Genomic DNA, 15,335 nt, shown 5'->3' on the forward strand with positions numbered 1-15,335 from the left:
AGAAAATCCCAAGGCCGGTGATACCTCCAGGGTATCACCGCGGCTTCAATAGGTCTTGGACGCCGCTCGGACCCGATGGCAGCATGAAAAACAGGCACTTAAGGGCGCCGAAGTGAATTCGGCACAAGAATTCGACACCGGAATTTGACAGCAGGGCAAAAGCCCGGAAAGAGGAACATCGATGAGCAGCATCAGCATTATCGGACTGGGAAACATGGCCCGTGCTTTGGCCGGCCGGGCGCTCGCCGGTGGTAACGCCGTCGAGGTCATCGGCCGCGACCAGGCCAAGGCCAAGGAACTGGCCGCCACGCTCGGCGGCGCCTCGGTCGGGACGGCCGGGGCCGCCCCGACCGGGGACATCGTGATTCTCGCCGCGCCGTATGCCGGCGCGGCCGCGGTGGTGAGGGAGTACGGGGACGCGCTGCGCGGCAAGATCATCGTTGACATCACCAACCCCGTAGCCCCCGACCTGCAGGGCTTCGTCGTCCCCGACGACAGTTCCGGCGCACAGGAGATCGCCAAGGCGGCTCCCGACGACGCGCATGTCGTCAAGGCGTTCAACACGGTGTTCTCCCACGTTCTGGCGGCCGGCCCGGCCGAGGGCCGCCCTCTGGACGTGTTCATCGCCGGCGACGACGCGCAGGCGAAGGCGCGTGTGTCGGCGTTCGTCGAGAGCCTGGGGCTGCGCCCCTGGGACACCGGGGAACTGGTCATGGCGCGGGCACTGGAGAACGTCGGCCTGCTGGAGCTGGGCCTCATGAACCACTCCGTCAAGCACACCAATTTCTCCCTCGGCATCACCCTTCTCGGCTGAGCGCACCCCTACCACTACTTCTCGTGCCGCATTACGCCACCGCATTACGCCAGTTCACTTACGGCACGGGAAGACCCTGCACCTACCCTCACAAGGACAGTCAGATGCGCGTATTCGTCGCTGGGGGGACCGGCCATTCCGGTTCGTACATCATCCCAGAGCTCATCGCCGCCGGGCACGAGGTCACCGGCCTGGCCCGGTCGGACGCTTCCGCGGCGGCCCTGTCCGCGCTAGGCGCGAAGGTGCGTCGCGGCGATCTTCAGGATCTCGACGGGCTCAAGGAGGCAGCCTCGGGCTCCGATGGCGTCATCCACGTCGCCCACAGGCAGGATCTGCTGCCCTACGGCGGGATGGACGCCGTGGCCGCTGCGGAGCTCCCGATCATGCTCGCGTACGGCGAGGCGCTCGCGGGAACCGGAAAGCCGCTGGTCACGGCGGGAAGCATGGGCTCGCCCGGGAACCTGGAGCGGCCGGCCACCGAGGAGGACCCGGCCCTCCCCGTCGGCGAGGAGCACAAGGGCACCCTGCGGGTCCGCAATGTCGTGGAAAGGGCCGTTGTCGACCTCGCCGGGCAGGGGGTGCGGTCTTCGGTCGTGCGGATCGCCAACATCGCGCACAGCACGACCGATCGTGCCGGCTTCCTCCCGACGCTGATCGCGCTCGCGAAGGAAAAGGGCTTCGTCGGCTACCACGGCGACGGCGCGAACCTGTGGAACGCCGTGCACATCCGCGATGCCGCCACCTTGTTCCGCCTGGCGCTGGAGAAGGGGCCGGCCGGCACCTACTGGCACGCGGTCGAGGACGGGGGCATCGCGTTCCGCGACCTCGCCGAGGCCATCGCCGGCCGCCTGGGTCTGCCCGCCGTGAGCGTTCCCGATGATGCCCTGATGACGCCGGGGTACTTCGGGTTCCTCACGCCTATCGTCACGCAGAGCTACCCGGCGTCCAACCTCATCACCCGCCGGACCCTCGGCTGGGAACCCGCCCGGCCCGGCCTGCTCGCCGATCTGGACAACGGCCATTATTTCCCCGCCGGCTGACGGCGGGAACCCGGATCGTGACGAGCCCGGAAACCGGCAAGTTCGGCTCCTCTGAAGGACGTTGAGATTATGACGACTGTGGGATTCATCGGAAGCGGAAGCATCGGCAGGACCCTCGCGCGACTCGCTGTCGGGGCCGGGCACCAGGTGGTGCTCAGCAACTCGCGCGGTCCCGGAACGCTCGTGGACACGGCCGAGGAACTGGGGCCGCGGGCGTCCGCGGCGACGAGCGAAGAGGCCGCGGCGGCCGGTGACATTGTCGTGGTCACGGTGCCGGTCAGTGCCTTCCCTCACATGCCCGCCGCGCCACTGGCCGGGAAGACGGTCATCGACACCTGCAACTACGGCCCCGAGCGTGACGGGCACATCCCCGAGCTCGACAGCAAGTCCCTCACCTCGAGTGAGCTGCTTCTGCGGTACGTCCCGGACGCCCTGCTCGTAAAGGCGTTCAACAACATCTTCTTCAAGCACCTGCTGTCACTCGCCCGCCCGGCAGGGGCGGCCGACCGCTCCTGCCTGCCGATCGCCGGGGACTTGGCACCGGCGAAGGCGGCGGTGACCGAATTCATCGACTCCATCGGCTACAGCGTGGTGGACGCCGGAACACTGGCCGACAGCTGGCGGCAGGCGACGGGCACGCCGGTGTGGGGAACACCGTACGGGCCGTACTCGAACGAGAAGGGCCGGCCGGTCGGCGAGGACGCCATCCGCGCGGCACTGGCCACCGCAACGCGGTAACCGTCAATTGTCGCAGGCCGTGATGTGGTCCGGCCGTGCCATGCTCCCTTGTGGGTCAGCTTGTTGCGGCGCGGGCCGGCTTCCGCGGCGAGGGAGACGACGGTCAGCTTGCCGTCGGAGTGCAGCGGGGCGCCGATCAGCAGGGGCGGTTCGAAGTGTGTGCGGTGGGGGAGCTGTACACCTCGTCGGCCCCTGTGGCCGTCACCCGCACCTGGTAACCACCCGCTGACGTACGACCTACGGAGCACCCGCATGCATGACGACCGCAGCCTGGTCGAGGCCCGCCTCCGGCGTGTCCTCGACGAGCGCATCCGCCCCGCCGTGTATCCCGAATCCGTCCCGCTCGACGTGGCGGTGTGGCACGCCCCCGGCGAACCCGTGCCGGTCGAGGAAGGGCTCGCCGCCGCCCCCGAGCCGGTCGAGGTGGGCGCCCGCTGGGGTGCTCCGTGGGGCACCAGCTGGTTCCGGGTGACCGGGACCGTGCCCGAGGCCTGGGCCGGCCGCACCGTCGAGGCCCTGCTCGACCTCGGCTTCGACGAGAACATGCCCGGCTTCCAGTGCGAGGGCCTCGTCTACCGGCCCGACGGCACCCCGGTGAAGGGCCTCAACCCGCGCAACCAGTGGGTCCGCGTCGGCGCCCCCGTCATGGGCGGCGAGCAGGTGCGGCTGCACATCGAGGCCGCCTCCAACCCGGTGATCCTCGACTACCGCCCCTTCCTGCCCACCCGGCTCGGCGACAAGGAGACCGCGGGCACCGAGCCGCAGTACACGCTGACCCGCATGGACCTCGCCGTGTTCGACGAGACGGTGTGGCAGCTGGTCATGGACCTGGAGGTGCTCGGCGAGCTGATGGCCGAGCTGCCCGTGGACTCGGCGCGCCGCTGGGAGATCCTGCGGGCGGTGGAGCGGGCGCTGGACGCGGTCGACCTCCAGGACGTGGGCGGCACGGCGGCGCGCGCCCGGCAGCGGCTCACCGAGGTGCTCGCCGCCCCGGCCGTGCCCTCCGCCCACCGGATCAGCGCCGTCGGCCACGCCCACATCGACTCCGCGTGGCTGTGGCCGCTGCGCGAGACGGTGCGCAAGGTGGCCCGTACCACCGCCAACATGACCGCCCTGCTGGAGGACGAACCCGACTTCGTCTTCGCCATGTCCCAGGCCCAGCAGTGGGCATGGATCAAGGAGCACCGGCCCGAGGTGTGGGCGCGGGTGAAGAAGGCGGTGGCCGACGGGCGGTTCGTGCCGGCCGGCGGCATGTGGGTGGAGTCCGACACCAATATGCCCGGCTCGGAGGCGATGGCCCGTCAGTTCGTGCACGGAAAGCGGTTCTTCCTCGACGAGTTCGGCATCGAGAACGACGAGGCCTGGCTGCCCGACACCTTCGGTTTCGCCGCCGGGCTGCCGCAGATCATCAGGGCCGCGGGCGCGAAGCGGCTGCTCACGCAGAAGATCTCCTGGTCGCGCACGAACACGTTTCCGCACCACACCTTCCAGTGGGAGGGCATCGACGGCACCCGGATCTTCACCCACTTCCCGCCGGTCGACACCTACAACTGCTCCATGAAGGGCAGCGAGATCGCCCACGCGGCCCGCAACTTCAAGGACAAGGGCGCCGCCCGGCACTCGCTGGCCCCCACCGGCTGGGGCGACGGAGGCGGCGGCACCACCCGGGAGATGGTCGCCAAGGCCGCCCGGCTGCGCGACCTCGAAGGCTCGGCACGGGTCGTCTGGGAGACTCCGGGGGCCTTCTTCGACCGGGCCGAGGCCGACTACCCGGAGCCGCCGGTCTGGGTCGGCGAGCTGTATCTGGAGCTCCACCGTGCCACCCTCACCAGCCAGGCGCAGACCAAGCAGGGCAACCGGCGCAGCGAGCACCTGTTGCGGGAGGCCGAGCTGTGGGCGGCCACGGCCGCCGTCCGCACCGGATTCCGCTATCCGTACGAGGAGTTGGACCGGATCTGGAAGACGGTCCTGCTGCACCAGTTCCACGACATCCTGCCCGGCTCGTCCATCGCCTGGGTGCACCGGGAGGCCCGGGCCACCTATGAGCGGCTCGCCGGGGAGCTGACCGGCATCATCGACGCCGCCCAGCGCGCCCTGGCCGGCGACGGCACGGTCCCGCTGGTCTTCAACGCGGCCCCGCACGCCCGTGCCGGTATCCCGGCGGGCGGCGCGGGTATCCCGCGGAGCGCGGGCGGCACCCGGCTCACGGCCCGGCCGGAGGGCGGGCACGTCCTCGACAACGGGCTGCTGCGGGTGGGGATCGACGAGCGGGGCCTGGTGGTGTCCGTGTACGACATCGAGGCCGACCGGGAGAGCATCGCGCCGGGCCGGGCCGCGGGCCTGCTCCAGCTGCATCCCGACTTCCCGAACATGTGGGACGCCTGGGACATTGACGAGTTCTACCGCAACACGGTCACCGATCTGACCGGCGTCGACGCGGTCACGGCGGGCGAGGACGGCGGCTCGGTGCGGATCGAACGGTCCTTCGGCGCGTCTCGTGCCGTGCAGGTGCTGTCCCTGCCGCCGGGGGAGCGGCGTCTCGTCGTGGACACCGAGGTCGACTGGCACGAGACGGAGAAGTTCCTCAAGCTGGCCTTCCCGCTCGACGTGCACGCCGAACGGTACGCGTCGGAGACCCAGTTCGGGCATGTCCACCGGGCCACCCACACCAACACCTCGTGGGAGGCGGCCAAGTTTGAAGCGTGCAATCACCGGTTCGTGCAGCTGGCGGAGCCGGGCTGGGGTGTCGCCGTCGTCAACGACTCCACGTACGGGCACGATGTGACCCGCACGGTCCGCACCGACGGCGACCGGGGTACGACCACCACGGTCCGGGTCTCCCTGCTGCGCGCGCCGCGCTTCCCCGACCCGGAGACCGACCAGGGTGTGCACCGGTTCCGGCACGGGCTGGTGCCGGGCGCGGGGATCGGTGACGCGGTGCGCGAGGGCTGGCGGATCAATGTGCCGGAGCGCCGCGTCGCGGGCGCGGGGGAGGTCGCGCCGCTGGTGACGGTGGACGACGACGCGGTCGTCGTCACGGCCGTCAAACTGGCCGACGACGGCAGCGGGGACGTGGTGGTCCGCTTCCACGAGGCCCACGGGGGACGCGCCCGCGCCACCCTGACGGCCGGTTTCGAGATCACGGACGCCACGGTCACCGACCTGCTGGAACGCCCCCTACCCGACGCACCGCCCCCGGCCCGCGCCGGCACCCGCATCTCCGTACGCCTACGCCCATTCGAACTGAAAACCCTCCGCCTCCACCGCCCCTGACCACCACCCCGCGCCCCGAAAGCGAGCCGCTTGAGCACCGCCCCAAAGGGGCGCGGGGAACTGCGCGATCAGCGACGACGGTGCCGCGGACGAACGAGGACCTGTCACGCCCTGTCGGGGGGCGCGGGGAACTGCGCGGCCAGCCACGACGCGGCCGCAGACGAACAACGACCCCCCCGCCCCAGCCAGCGCGCAGCGTTACGTCAACCGGGTGGGAGGCAAGAACTCCCTCACATACGTCCGCTCCCAGCAGGCCCCCGTCTCCCGCAGCTCGCGCCAGGTCGTGTAGCGGTAGCGGAACAGGCGGGCGCGGACATAGCGCGGCGGCCGGTCTGGCGGGAACGGCGAACGCCGCAGCAACCGCAGTGTGTCGCGGTCGTTCTCCAGGAGCCGCTCGACCAGCGCGCCGAACCACTCCCCGGCGTACGCGGGCGAGAGCGCGGCGAACCACATCAGCCAGTCCAGCCGCAGATGGTAGGGGGCGAACTGACGCGGCCAGTGCCGCGGATCACCCGGCTTGCCCTTGAACTCGTACTCCCGCCACCCCGCGTCCGCACGCGGTACGGCATCCAGCGTGCCCTCGACCACCACCTCGTACCGGACCCGGCTGATGCTGCCGAACGCGCCGTAGGTGTTCACCAGGTGCAGCGGGTCGAAGGAGCGGTTCATCACCTGCCGGCGGGAGACCATGTTCAGCACCGGGCGGTAGCTGAGGAACAGGACCAGCGCGGCGGCGGCGAGCACCACGCACACGTACCAGAGCGGGGCCGCGGCCACCGGCGGGGGCGTACCGGGGAAACGGATCGCCGACAGCGCCAGCACGATGGTGATCCAGTTCAGCCAGGAGAAGTTGCCGGACAGCACCAGCCACAGCTGGGTGACGATCATCAGGGCCGCGGCGGCCGACGCCACCGGCTGCGGGGTGAACAGCAGCACCGGCACCACGAGTTGGGTGACATGGTTAGCCGCCGCCTCCACCCGGTGCAGCGGCCCGGGCAGCCGGTGGAAGAACCAGCTCAGCGGGCCCGGCATCGGCTGGGTCTCATGGTGGTAGTACAGACAGGTCAGCTTCCGCCAGCACGGATCGCCGCGCATCTTGATCAGACCCGCGCCGAACTCCAGCCGGAACAGGATCCAGCGCAGCAGGAACAGCACCACCACCGGCGGCGCGACCTCGTCGTTGCCCAGGAACACGGCGAGGAAGCCGACCTCCAGCAGCAGTGACTCCCAGCCGAACGCGTACCAGGTCTGGCCGACGCTGACGACCGACAGATACAGCGCCCAGGGCACCAGCCACAGCGCCATCGCGCCGGCCGTCGGGAGCAGGGAGTCCAGGCCCGCGAGCAGCGCCGCCGACACGGCGCAGCCCGCCCAGCAGCAGGATGCGAAGAACCGGTCGGAGTAGTGCAGGTGGAACAGGCTCGGCGCGCGCCGGAACGGCACCCGCGCCACGAACCGGGGGACCGGCAGCATTCCGCGCTCCCCGATCAGCGCGCGGAACTGGAGGGCGGCCGTCAGGAACGCGACCAGGTACACGGTGGCCAGAGCCCGCTGGAACACCAGTCGGCTCAACCAGTACTCGGATGCGGTGAACCAGTCCACGGCCGTGCGCTCCCTCCTCCAGTGTCGCCCGCCGGCCGGCGCGTCACACTTCGTACCGCATCGCTCCGTTTGCGTTATCCGGGCAGGTGATGCAAACAATGGTTCCGAATGTCTCGATCCAATCAGGCCTGAATGATGTCGGAGAACGCGGTGCGGATACCCACCGGAACCATCGTCACGGTCAGTGTGCTCTCGGCGCTCTCGGCGGCGCCGCTGCTCGCCGGATGCGGCGCCGAAGGCGGCCGGGGCAACCGGACGGCGCAGGCGGCGGTGCCCGCCGCCGTGCCCGCCGAACCGGAGCCGCCGCCGCGCTCCGCGTTCCCGGAGCCGGACGACGGCGGCACCGGCGGCGTCCCGAGCACCCCGGCGACGGCCTGCGCGACCGCCACGGCGTCCCCCGCCGTGCCCGCCCCGGAGACGGGATCGGACGCCGGCTCGGACATCGGCGCGGCGGCTTCCGCGGGCGCGGCGCCGCCGGGCCCCGCCGACTGCACCCCGCTCGCCCGTTCGGCCGCACCGCCCGCCGCGGAGCCGGGCACCTCCGCACTCACCGCCGACGAGGCCGGACCCGAGACCGAACCGGACGAGCCCGACCTGCCCGACGGCGGCGCCCTGACCCTCGACGACACCACCGTGACCGACAGCATCTTCGACAGCCTCACCGGCGTCCTAGGCGGCTGAAGGCCCGTCACGGTGGCGGTCGACCCCGGTCGAAGAACCGGACGAACCCTGGCAAGGTGGTGGCCCCATGTGTGATCGGGGAGCGAGCGCCCTGTCAGTCCCGGACGACTGGCCCGCCCACCCGGATCCGTTCCTGGTGCTCAACCGCATGGGCACCTTCGACTGGGACCTGGACACCGGTCTCTACCACATGGACGCCCAGGCCCACGAGGTGTACGACCTGCTTCCCGAGGAGTTCGACGGACGTCCGGAGTCGCTCGGCGTCCGGGTGCCCCAGCCGGAGGCCAGCCGGATCGACGCCGTGATCTCCCGCGCGATCAAGGACGGCAGCGAGAACTACGGGGCCTACTTCCGTATCCGCCGCCGCGACGGCAGATACCGCTGGACGCACACCCAGGGCTACATCCGCCGCGACGAGACCGGCAGGCCGCGCCGGGTCATCGGCATCGTCCGCGACGCCACCCAGGAACTGGCGGACAGCGAGGGGCGCAGCCTGCGGGCCGCCCAGGACGCGGCCTTCCGGCGGCAGAGCAACGTCGTACAGGTCATCACCGCCGCCCTCTCGCACGCCCGCAGCGTCCAGGACGTCATCGACGTCCTCAAGGACACCGACGGCGTACGGCACCTGGGCGCGGCCAGCCTGGTGATGGGCCTGGTGGAGGCGGGCCGGATCCGGCTGGTCGCCGAGGGGCCCGAGGGCAGCTTCGTGCCCGGCACCCGGGTCACCGGGATCGACGAGCCCTACCCGATGAGCGAGGTCGTCCGCATCCTCAGCCCCCGCTTCATCGAGTCACCGGAGGAGTTCGCCGAGGGCTATCCGATCCTGTGGCCGCACATCACCGACCTGGACATCACCTCGGCCGCCTATCTGCCGCTCATCGCCCAGGCCCGCCCGATCGGCGCCATGGGCCTGCTCTACAGCGACCGGCGCGGCTTCTCCGCCGAGGAGCGGGCCGTGCTGGTCGCCCTCGGCAGCAGCATCGCGCAGAGCCTGCAACGGGCCATGCTCTACGAGCAGGAGCGGGACCTCGCCCAGGGCCTCCAGCAGGCCATGCTGCCGCGCACCATCCCGAGCGTCCGCGGCGCCGACGTCGCCGTCCGCTACCGCGCCGGCTCCGCCGCGGGCTCCCTCAGCCGGGACATCGGCGGCGACTGGTACGACCTCATCCCGCTGCCGGGCGGCCGGGTCGGTGCCGTCATCGGCGACGTCCAGGGCCACGACACGCACGCGGCGGCCGTCATGGGCCAGCTGCGCATCGTGCTGCGCGCCTACGCCGCCGAGGGGCACACCCCGGCCACCGTGATGGCCCGGGCCTCGGTGTTCCTGCACGAGCTGGACACCGCCCGGTTCGCCACCTGTCTGTACGCGGAGGCGGACCTGGTCACCGGGGTGGTCCAGGTGGTCAGGGCCGGGCACATCGACCCGCTGATCCGACACACGGACGGCAGCTGCCGCCGGGTGCCGGTCGAGGGCGGGCTGCCGCTCGGCCTGTCCGCCGAGTTCGGCCGGCTCGAATACCCGGTCACCACCCTCGAACTGGACCCGGGCCAGACGCTGCTGCTGTGCACCGACGGTCTCGTCGAACAGCCCGGCACCGATCTCGACGACGGCGTGCGGACCCTTACCGAGCTCATCGGGGCCGGCCCGGAGGACGTCCGCGACCTCGCCGACCGGCTCATCGACGTGGCCGAGGAGCGCGGCGGCGACGACGACGTGGCCCTGCTCCTGCTGCGCCGCCGCGGCGCCGACACGGCGCAGGGCGGCCGGCTCCAGCAGCAGGTGGCCCCCGGCGACCCGGAGGCCCTCGCCCTGGCCCGGCACATGATCCGCGCCGCGGTGCGCGCCTGGGGGGCCGGCGACCGCGCCGACGAGATCGAACTGGCCGCCGACGAACTGATCACCAACGCGCTCCTGCACACCGAGGGCTCCGCGATCGTGACCCTCAGGGTGCTCGGCGGCAGCGCGCGCACGTTGCGCGTCGAGGTCGAGGACTCCTCCAGCGCCCTGCCGCGCCGCCGGGACGCGGGGGAGTCCGGGGTCTCCGGGCGCGGCCTGCTGCTGGTCGACCGGCTCGCCGACGTGTGGGGTGTGGAGGCGCGGGGCGGCGGCAAGTGCGTGTGGTGCGAGTTCGGGACGGCGGAGCGCGGCTGACCACACGCGTCCCGGGTGGCACTCTGGACGTATGCCGGAACTCCCCGAGGTGGAAGCGCTCAAGGACTTCCTGACGGAGCGACTGGTCGGCCGCGAGGTCGTCCGGGTGCTGCCCGTCGCGATCAGCGTCCTGAAGACCTACGACCCGCCGGTCTCCGCGTTCGAGGGCAGCGAGGTCACGGCCGTGCACCGGCACGGCAAGTTCCTCGACATCGTGGGGGACACGGGCCTGCACTTCGTGACGCATCTGGCCCGCGCGGGCTGGCTGCAGTGGAAGGACCGGCTGCCGGACGGTCCGCCACGCCCCGGCAAGGGCCCGCTCGCGCTGCGGGCCGCCCTGGCGGACAGCGCGGGCTTCGACCTGACCGAGGCCGGCACCCAGAAGCGGCTCGCGGTGTATGTCGTACGGGATGTGCGGGAGGTGCCCGGCGTGGCCCGGCTCGGTCCCGACCCGCTCGCCGACGACTTCGACGAGGCCCGGCTCGCGGCGCTGCTGACCGACGAGCGGCGGCAGCTCAAGGGCGCGCTGCGGGACCAGAGCCTGATCGCCGGGGTGGGCAACGCCTACAGCGACGAGATCCTGCACGCCGCGAAGATGTCCCCGTTCAAGCTCGCCGCGTCCCTGACGCCGCAGGAGAACCGGCGGCTGTACGAGGCGCTGCGCAACACCCTGACGGAGGCGGTCGACCGTTCCCGGGGCCTGGCCGCCGGCCGGCTCAAGGCGGAGAAGAAGAGCGGACTGAGGGTGCACGGCCGCGCCGGCGAGCCCTGTCCGGTCTGCGGCGACACCATCCGCGAGGTGTCGTTCAGCGATTCGTCGCTGCAGTACTGCCCGACCTGCCAGACGGGCGGCAAGCCGCTGGCGGACCGCAGGATGTCCCGGCTGCTGAAGTGACGCTCCGCTGGGCGGGGCGTGTCCGTGTCGTTGTTCGTCAGTGTTTGTCTGCGTTCGTCCGCGTTTGTCCGCGGCAGCGTTGTGGCTGATCGCGCAGTTCCCCGCGCCCCTTCGGAGCCCCGGGAGCAGCTCAGTGGGCCTTCAGTGTCACCAGGTGTTTTCCGTCGCCGGTGCGCACCTCGTAGTGGTCGATCTCCTCGGGGTGCATCGCGGAGGCGCCCCGCAGCGTGTTCGTCCCGGCGTCACGGCCGGGCACGGTCCAGTTGGTGAGGATCTGCTCGGTGCCGTCCTGGCCGACGGCGATCAGGCGACAGGAACGCGGGCCCGCCCCGTCCTTGACCTTCAGCTCGACCTCGGTGCCGTAGGCCTCGTCCGCGCTCGTCACCTGCGCCCACACCCCGGAGTCCGCGTCGGTCGTCGCCGTGACCCGTACGGACGCCGTCCCGTGCGCGGCGTACACGGCGATCCCGGGACCGGCGACGGCGAACACCACCGAGGCGGCCAGCCCGTACAGGAGACGCCGGCGGCGCGCCCGGTGCCGTGCCGTGACCTCGCCGAGCAGTCGGTCCAGCAGCCGGGGGCCCGGCTGGGCCAGGGGGTGCACGAAGCGCGGTGTGGCCCGCCGATACAGCATCAACTGCCGTGCGGCAGGGCCGAATTCGGTCACATGTGCCGTGCAGCTGGGGCACTCCATGAGGTGGTCCTCGAAGCGGAAGGCCTCCGCTTCGTCCAGCACGCCGAGCGCGTAGGCGCCGACGTCGCGATGCCGTTCCAGGGACCTCATGCAGAATCCTCGTGCCGTTGGGTGCGGATGGGGTGACTCCGTGCACCCACCGGTACGCACCGGACAGCCGAATCACTCAAGCCATGTCCACAATCGCAACCCGGGGATTCGGAGCGGTCCGGCCCGCGGATTGGTCGGTCGCCGAAGACGGCTCAGAAGAGATGGATGGCGAGGTGGCCGAGGGGCAGCCCCAGCCGCCAGGCGGGGGTCCAGACCTTCGGGCCGTCCTCCTCGCCGACCACCCGGCCGCCGCCCGGCACCGCGTCCAGGTCGGGGGCGAGCAGCTCGGTCTCCTGGAGCCAGCGCCAGGCGTCCGCGGCGAGATCCAGGTCCGGCGCGGGGGCGCCGACGGCGACCGCCGCGGCCGCGAGCTGGGCCATGCGCTCGCGCACCCAGTCCTGCCACGGCTGGTCGTACGCCGTCAGCGACAGCCAGGTCTCCAGCTGGGAGACGACCCGGATGCCGGAGAGTTCGCCGTCGGTGTCGGACAGGAAGACGGTCAGCGCCAGCGCGTCCCGGCCGGCCCGGAACTCGAAGGACGTGGGCGGCATCAGATCGCCGGTCCGCAGCAGTTCGTCGGCGATGTACTCGGCGTAGAACCAGGCCATGGGGACGGTCAGCGCGTCGCCGCCGGTGCCGTCCGTGCTCTCGTGACCTCTGTGCAGCATCCCGTCCTGCCTTCCTCCGGTACGTGCGCGTCGCCCGAACCCCGCCCCGGTCCGGAACACGGATGAAGACAGCTGATTGCTCCAACAGGGTCCACAGCAAGGCGCTTTACCGAGGTTTGACCCAGGCCCCGGTTTCAGCGCAGGTCGGGTGCATATCCCGGCAGCACCCGGCGCAGGGCGCGCAGCGCGTAGTACGCGCGGGACTTCACCGTACCGGCTGGAATCCCCAGTGTTTCCGCGGCTTCCGCAACACTCGCCCCTTGGAAATACACGAGTACCAGTACGTCACGGTGCTCCGGAGTGAGAGTCTTCACAGCCTCGCGGACATCCAGGGTGGCGGCCGACCTCTCGGCGTGGTCGGCGCACACGCGCGCGTTCTCCAGGATCGCGTCGCCGACCTCCGGCGGTCGCGCCTGCCGGGCCCGCCGCGCGTCGATCGCGAGCCGCCGGCCCACGGTCAGCAGCCAGGGCCGCACCGAGTCGAAGGCGTCGGCGCGCAGCACCTCGGGGTGCTGCCAGGCGCGTACGAAGGTCTCCTGCACGAGGTCCTCGGCACGTTGCCGGTCCCCGTCGCAGAGCCGCAGCAGCAGCGCGAAGAGCGGACGGCCGTGCTCGCGCTGCAGCGCGGCCAGCTCGTGCTCGGCGGTCGTCGTCCCGTGGTGAAGGGTGGTTCCGGCCGTCATGGCCATATGGCAGCGCAGGGTCCGTCGGCGGGACAGGGTGCGCACAGGGATCTGCGACGGACGGTCGATCGGGTCGGCGAACGGTACGGCGAACGGTCGGTCACGGCCCGTCACGGACACCGGACGGGTTAAAGAGAGCCCCTGGGTCGTTTGGGGCGGCCGTCATCTTCGTACCCATTTGTCTGTAAATACGAAGTGTGATGGTGACTCGACATCCGGGGTGAGCTGATGATCGCACGCAGACGCCAGGTGGCCCTGGCCCTGACCGTACTCCTCGCGGCGGCCGCCGCCTGCCAGGCCGAGGCCCGGAAGAAGCCGCCCGCGCCCGCGCATCCGGCGCCGGCGCCGGCGGCGGCCCGCGGCTTCACCCTCGTCGCCTCCGGCGACATCCTGCAGCACAACTCCGTGCTCGAGCGGGCCGTCTTCGACGCGGGCGGCGTCGGCTACGACTTCCGCCCGATGCTGGCCGGTGCCCAACCCGTCGTCGCCCGCGCCGATCTGGCGCTGTGTCACATGGAGACCGCGTACGGCGCCGACGGCGACTACGCGGGCTACCCCGCCTTCAAGCCCCCGCCGGAGATCGCCCCCAGCCTCGTCGCCGTCGGCTACCACGGCTGCTCCACCGCCTCCAACCACGCCCTGGACGGCGGCACGGGGGGTGTCGCCCGCACCCTGGACGCCATGGACCGGGTGGGCCTGCGGCACTCCGGAACGGCCCGCACCGAGGACGAGTCCCGCACGGCCACGATCCTGGAGGCGGGCCCGGCGCGGGTCGCGCATCTGTCGTACACCTCCGACACCAACGGCTTCGCGCCGCCGGACGAGCAGCCCTGGGCGGTCAACCTGATCGACGAGGGCCGGATCATCGCCGACGCCCGCGCCGCCCGGCAGCAGGGCGCCGACGTGGTCGTCGTGTCCCTGCACTGGGGCACCGAATGGCAGGACGACCCCGACGACCGGCAACTCGCGCTCGCCAAGCGCCTCACCGCCGCACGGACCGCCGGCCGCCCCGACCTCGACCTGATCGTCGGCACCCACGCCCATGTCCCACAGGCGTACGAGAAGATCAACGGGACCTGGGTCGTCTACGGCATGGGCGACCAGATCGCCGGCGAGATGTACAACCGGCAGGGCCTCCAGGACCCGCGCGGCAACCAGTCCACGCTGGCCCGCTTCACCTTCGCCCCGCCCGCCAGGACCGGCGCCCGCTGGGAGGTGACCCGGGCCGAGTTCATCCCGCAGATGTACGACCTCGACGCGGGCCGCGTGATCAACCTCAACGCGGCCATCGCCGTCGGCGCCGAACTGACCACCGTGCGGGACCGGATCCGGAACGTGGTGCTCTCCCGCGGCGCCGCCAAGGACGGCCTGACCATGGGGGAGTGACCGCCCCCCCCGCCGACGGCGTGCAGCAGGTGCGGACACAGCAGCGCGGCGCACAGGGCCGTCGGGCTGCCACTGTCTGCCGGCCGGCTACGGGACCACCGTCACCGGCCAGCGGCCCGCCTTCACCAGGCGGATCGCCACCGAGCCGATGATCCGGTGGCCGGCCTGCTCCGACGCGCCCACCACGACCGCGTCCGCCTTGAGCTCGTTGGCCGCCTTCACCAGCCCGTTGTAGGGATCGCCACGGAACGTGTGGAACTCCCAGCGCATGTCGAATATCCCCTTGACCTGCTCGGCCGCCTCACGGATGTGGGTGACGAGGTCCTCGGCGATCTCGTCCGTCGTCTCCGCCACCGGCGCCCCCAGCGCGGCCCCCGCCGCCATCACCGGCTGCACATAGACGAGGGCGAGCAGCGCATGCTGCCGCCGGGCCAGACCGGCGGCATAGGCAGCGGCCCGCAGCGAGGACTCGGAGCCGTCCACCCCGACCACGATGACCTTCGGCCCGTCCGTGCCCCGCTCGAACTTGTGCGCATGCTGTTCGTGCTGTTCCGTCACGGCCGTGACCTTAGCGGAGTCCGCGGCTCCCGCCTCCCTTCGGGAGCCTCCGACGGGCGAG

13 protein-coding genes are annotated in these 15,335 nt (G+C 71.5%); 8 read left to right on the top strand and 5 right to left on the bottom strand.

All coding sequences use genetic code 11. The features are described 5' to 3' along the window. Positions 1 to 181 precede the first annotated feature (181 nt). The 4 genes from CTZ28_RS10130 to CTZ28_RS10145 all read left to right on the top strand — a co-directional run bounded on the left by CTZ28_RS10130 (position 182) and on the right by CTZ28_RS10145 (position 5,865). Entirely contained in the window at positions 182 to 814 is a 633-nt protein-coding gene (locus CTZ28_RS10130; RefSeq protein WP_121888963.1) for an NADPH-dependent F420 reductase, read from the top strand. A gap of 104 nt (positions 815 to 918) precedes the next feature. Then, positions 919 to 1,854 (top strand): SDR family oxidoreductase, encoded by a 936-nt coding sequence (locus CTZ28_RS10135; protein WP_121888964.1) that lies wholly within the window; start codon positions 919 to 921, stop codon positions 1,852 to 1,854. A gap of 78 nt (positions 1,855 to 1,932) precedes the next feature. Continuing rightward, a complete protein-coding gene (locus tag CTZ28_RS10140) occupies positions 1,933 to 2,592 on the top strand; it encodes an NADPH-dependent F420 reductase (protein WP_121889230.1) in 660 nt (219 codons plus the stop codon). Between the two features lie 252 nt (positions 2,593 to 2,844). Beyond that, positions 2,845 to 5,865 (top strand): alpha-mannosidase, encoded by a 3,021-nt coding sequence (locus CTZ28_RS10145; RefSeq protein ID WP_121888965.1) that lies wholly within the window; start codon positions 2,845 to 2,847, stop codon positions 5,863 to 5,865. Positions 5,866 to 6,063: 198 nt separating this feature from the next. Here CTZ28_RS10145 and CTZ28_RS10150 read toward each other — a convergent pair whose 3' ends face one another. After that, positions 6,064 to 7,467 carry a lipase maturation factor family protein gene (locus CTZ28_RS10150; RefSeq protein WP_121888966.1) on the bottom strand — a complete coding sequence of 468 codons (1,404 nt, stop codon included), beginning with the start codon at positions 7,465 to 7,467 and terminating at the stop codon, positions 6,064 to 6,066. 150 nt (positions 7,468 to 7,617) lie between these two features. Here CTZ28_RS10150 and CTZ28_RS10155 point away from each other — a divergent pair, with 150 nt between their 5' ends. The 3 genes from CTZ28_RS10155 to CTZ28_RS10165 all read left to right on the top strand — a co-directional run bounded on the left by CTZ28_RS10155 (position 7,618) and on the right by CTZ28_RS10165 (position 11,195). Continuing rightward, entirely contained in the window at positions 7,618 to 8,148 is a 531-nt protein-coding gene (locus tag CTZ28_RS10155) for a hypothetical protein (protein ID WP_147481135.1), read from the top strand. 67 nt (positions 8,149 to 8,215) lie between these two features. Further along, positions 8,216 to 10,300 (top strand): SpoIIE family protein phosphatase, encoded by a 2,085-nt coding sequence (locus CTZ28_RS10160; protein WP_121888968.1) that lies wholly within the window; start codon positions 8,216 to 8,218, stop codon positions 10,298 to 10,300. Between the two features lie 31 nt (positions 10,301 to 10,331). Then, positions 10,332 to 11,195, top strand: coding sequence for an Fpg/Nei family DNA glycosylase (locus tag CTZ28_RS10165; protein WP_121888969.1), 864 nt, complete (start codon positions 10,332 to 10,334; stop codon positions 11,193 to 11,195). Between the two features lie 130 nt (positions 11,196 to 11,325). On the opposite strand, the gene CTZ28_RS10170 is transcribed toward CTZ28_RS10165, so the two are convergent. The 3 genes from CTZ28_RS10170 to CTZ28_RS10180 all read right to left on the bottom strand — a co-directional run bounded on the left by CTZ28_RS10170 (position 11,326) and on the right by CTZ28_RS10180 (position 13,330). Further along, positions 11,326 to 11,979: a zf-HC2 domain-containing protein gene (locus CTZ28_RS10170; protein WP_121888970.1), complete on the bottom strand. Its 654-nt coding sequence runs from the start codon at positions 11,977 to 11,979 to the stop codon at positions 11,326 to 11,328. A 152-nt stretch (positions 11,980 to 12,131) separates the two neighbouring features. After that, complete coding sequence (locus CTZ28_RS10175; RefSeq protein WP_121888971.1) at positions 12,132 to 12,647, bottom strand: hypothetical protein; 516 nt, start codon at positions 12,645 to 12,647, stop codon at positions 12,132 to 12,134. Between the two features lie 134 nt (positions 12,648 to 12,781). After that, on the bottom strand, positions 12,782 to 13,330 hold the full coding sequence (locus CTZ28_RS10180) for a sigma-70 family RNA polymerase sigma factor (RefSeq protein WP_121889231.1): 549 nt from the start codon (positions 13,328 to 13,330) through the stop codon (positions 12,782 to 12,784). A gap of 228 nt (positions 13,331 to 13,558) precedes the next feature. Here CTZ28_RS10180 and CTZ28_RS10185 point away from each other — a divergent pair, with 228 nt between their 5' ends. After that, positions 13,559 to 14,716: a CapA family protein gene (locus tag CTZ28_RS10185; protein ID WP_121888972.1), complete on the top strand. Its 1,158-nt coding sequence runs from the start codon at positions 13,559 to 13,561 to the stop codon at positions 14,714 to 14,716. An 87-nt stretch (positions 14,717 to 14,803) separates the two neighbouring features. Here CTZ28_RS10185 and CTZ28_RS10190 read toward each other — a convergent pair whose 3' ends face one another. Continuing rightward, a complete protein-coding gene (locus tag CTZ28_RS10190; protein ID WP_121888973.1) occupies positions 14,804 to 15,274 on the bottom strand; it encodes a universal stress protein in 471 nt (156 codons plus the stop codon). Between the last annotated feature and the right edge of the window lie 61 nt (positions 15,275 to 15,335).

The sequence above is a fragment of the Streptomyces shenzhenensis genome, assembly GCF_003688995.1.
Classification (GTDB): Bacteria; Actinomycetota; Actinomycetes; order Streptomycetales; family Streptomycetaceae; genus Streptomyces; species Streptomyces shenzhenensis_A.

Coding starts and splice junctions, on each gene's coding strand:
- CTZ28_RS10130 (WP_121888963.1), top strand. CDS start 182: ATGAGCAGCATCAGCATTATCGGACTGGGAAACATGGCCCGTGCTTTG.
- CTZ28_RS10135 (WP_121888964.1), top strand. CDS start 919: ATGCGCGTATTCGTCGCTGGGGGGACCGGCCATTCCGGTTCGTACATC.
- CTZ28_RS10145 (WP_121888965.1), top strand. CDS start 2,845: ATGCATGACGACCGCAGCCTGGTCGAGGCCCGCCTCCGGCGTGTCCTC.
- CTZ28_RS10160 (WP_121888968.1), top strand. CDS start 8,216: ATGTGTGATCGGGGAGCGAGCGCCCTGTCAGTCCCGGACGACTGGCCC.
- CTZ28_RS10165 (WP_121888969.1), top strand. CDS start 10,332: ATGCCGGAACTCCCCGAGGTGGAAGCGCTCAAGGACTTCCTGACGGAG.
- CTZ28_RS10170 (WP_121888970.1), bottom strand. CDS start 11,979: ATGAGGTCCCTGGAACGGCATCGCGACGTCGGCGCCTACGCGCTCGGC.
- CTZ28_RS10175 (WP_121888971.1), bottom strand. CDS start 12,647: ATGCTGCACAGAGGTCACGAGAGCACGGACGGCACCGGCGGCGACGCG.
- CTZ28_RS10180 (WP_121889231.1), bottom strand. CDS start 13,330: ATGACGGCCGGAACCACCCTTCACCACGGGACGACGACCGCCGAGCAC.
- CTZ28_RS10185 (WP_121888972.1), top strand. CDS start 13,559: ATGATCGCACGCAGACGCCAGGTGGCCCTGGCCCTGACCGTACTCCTC.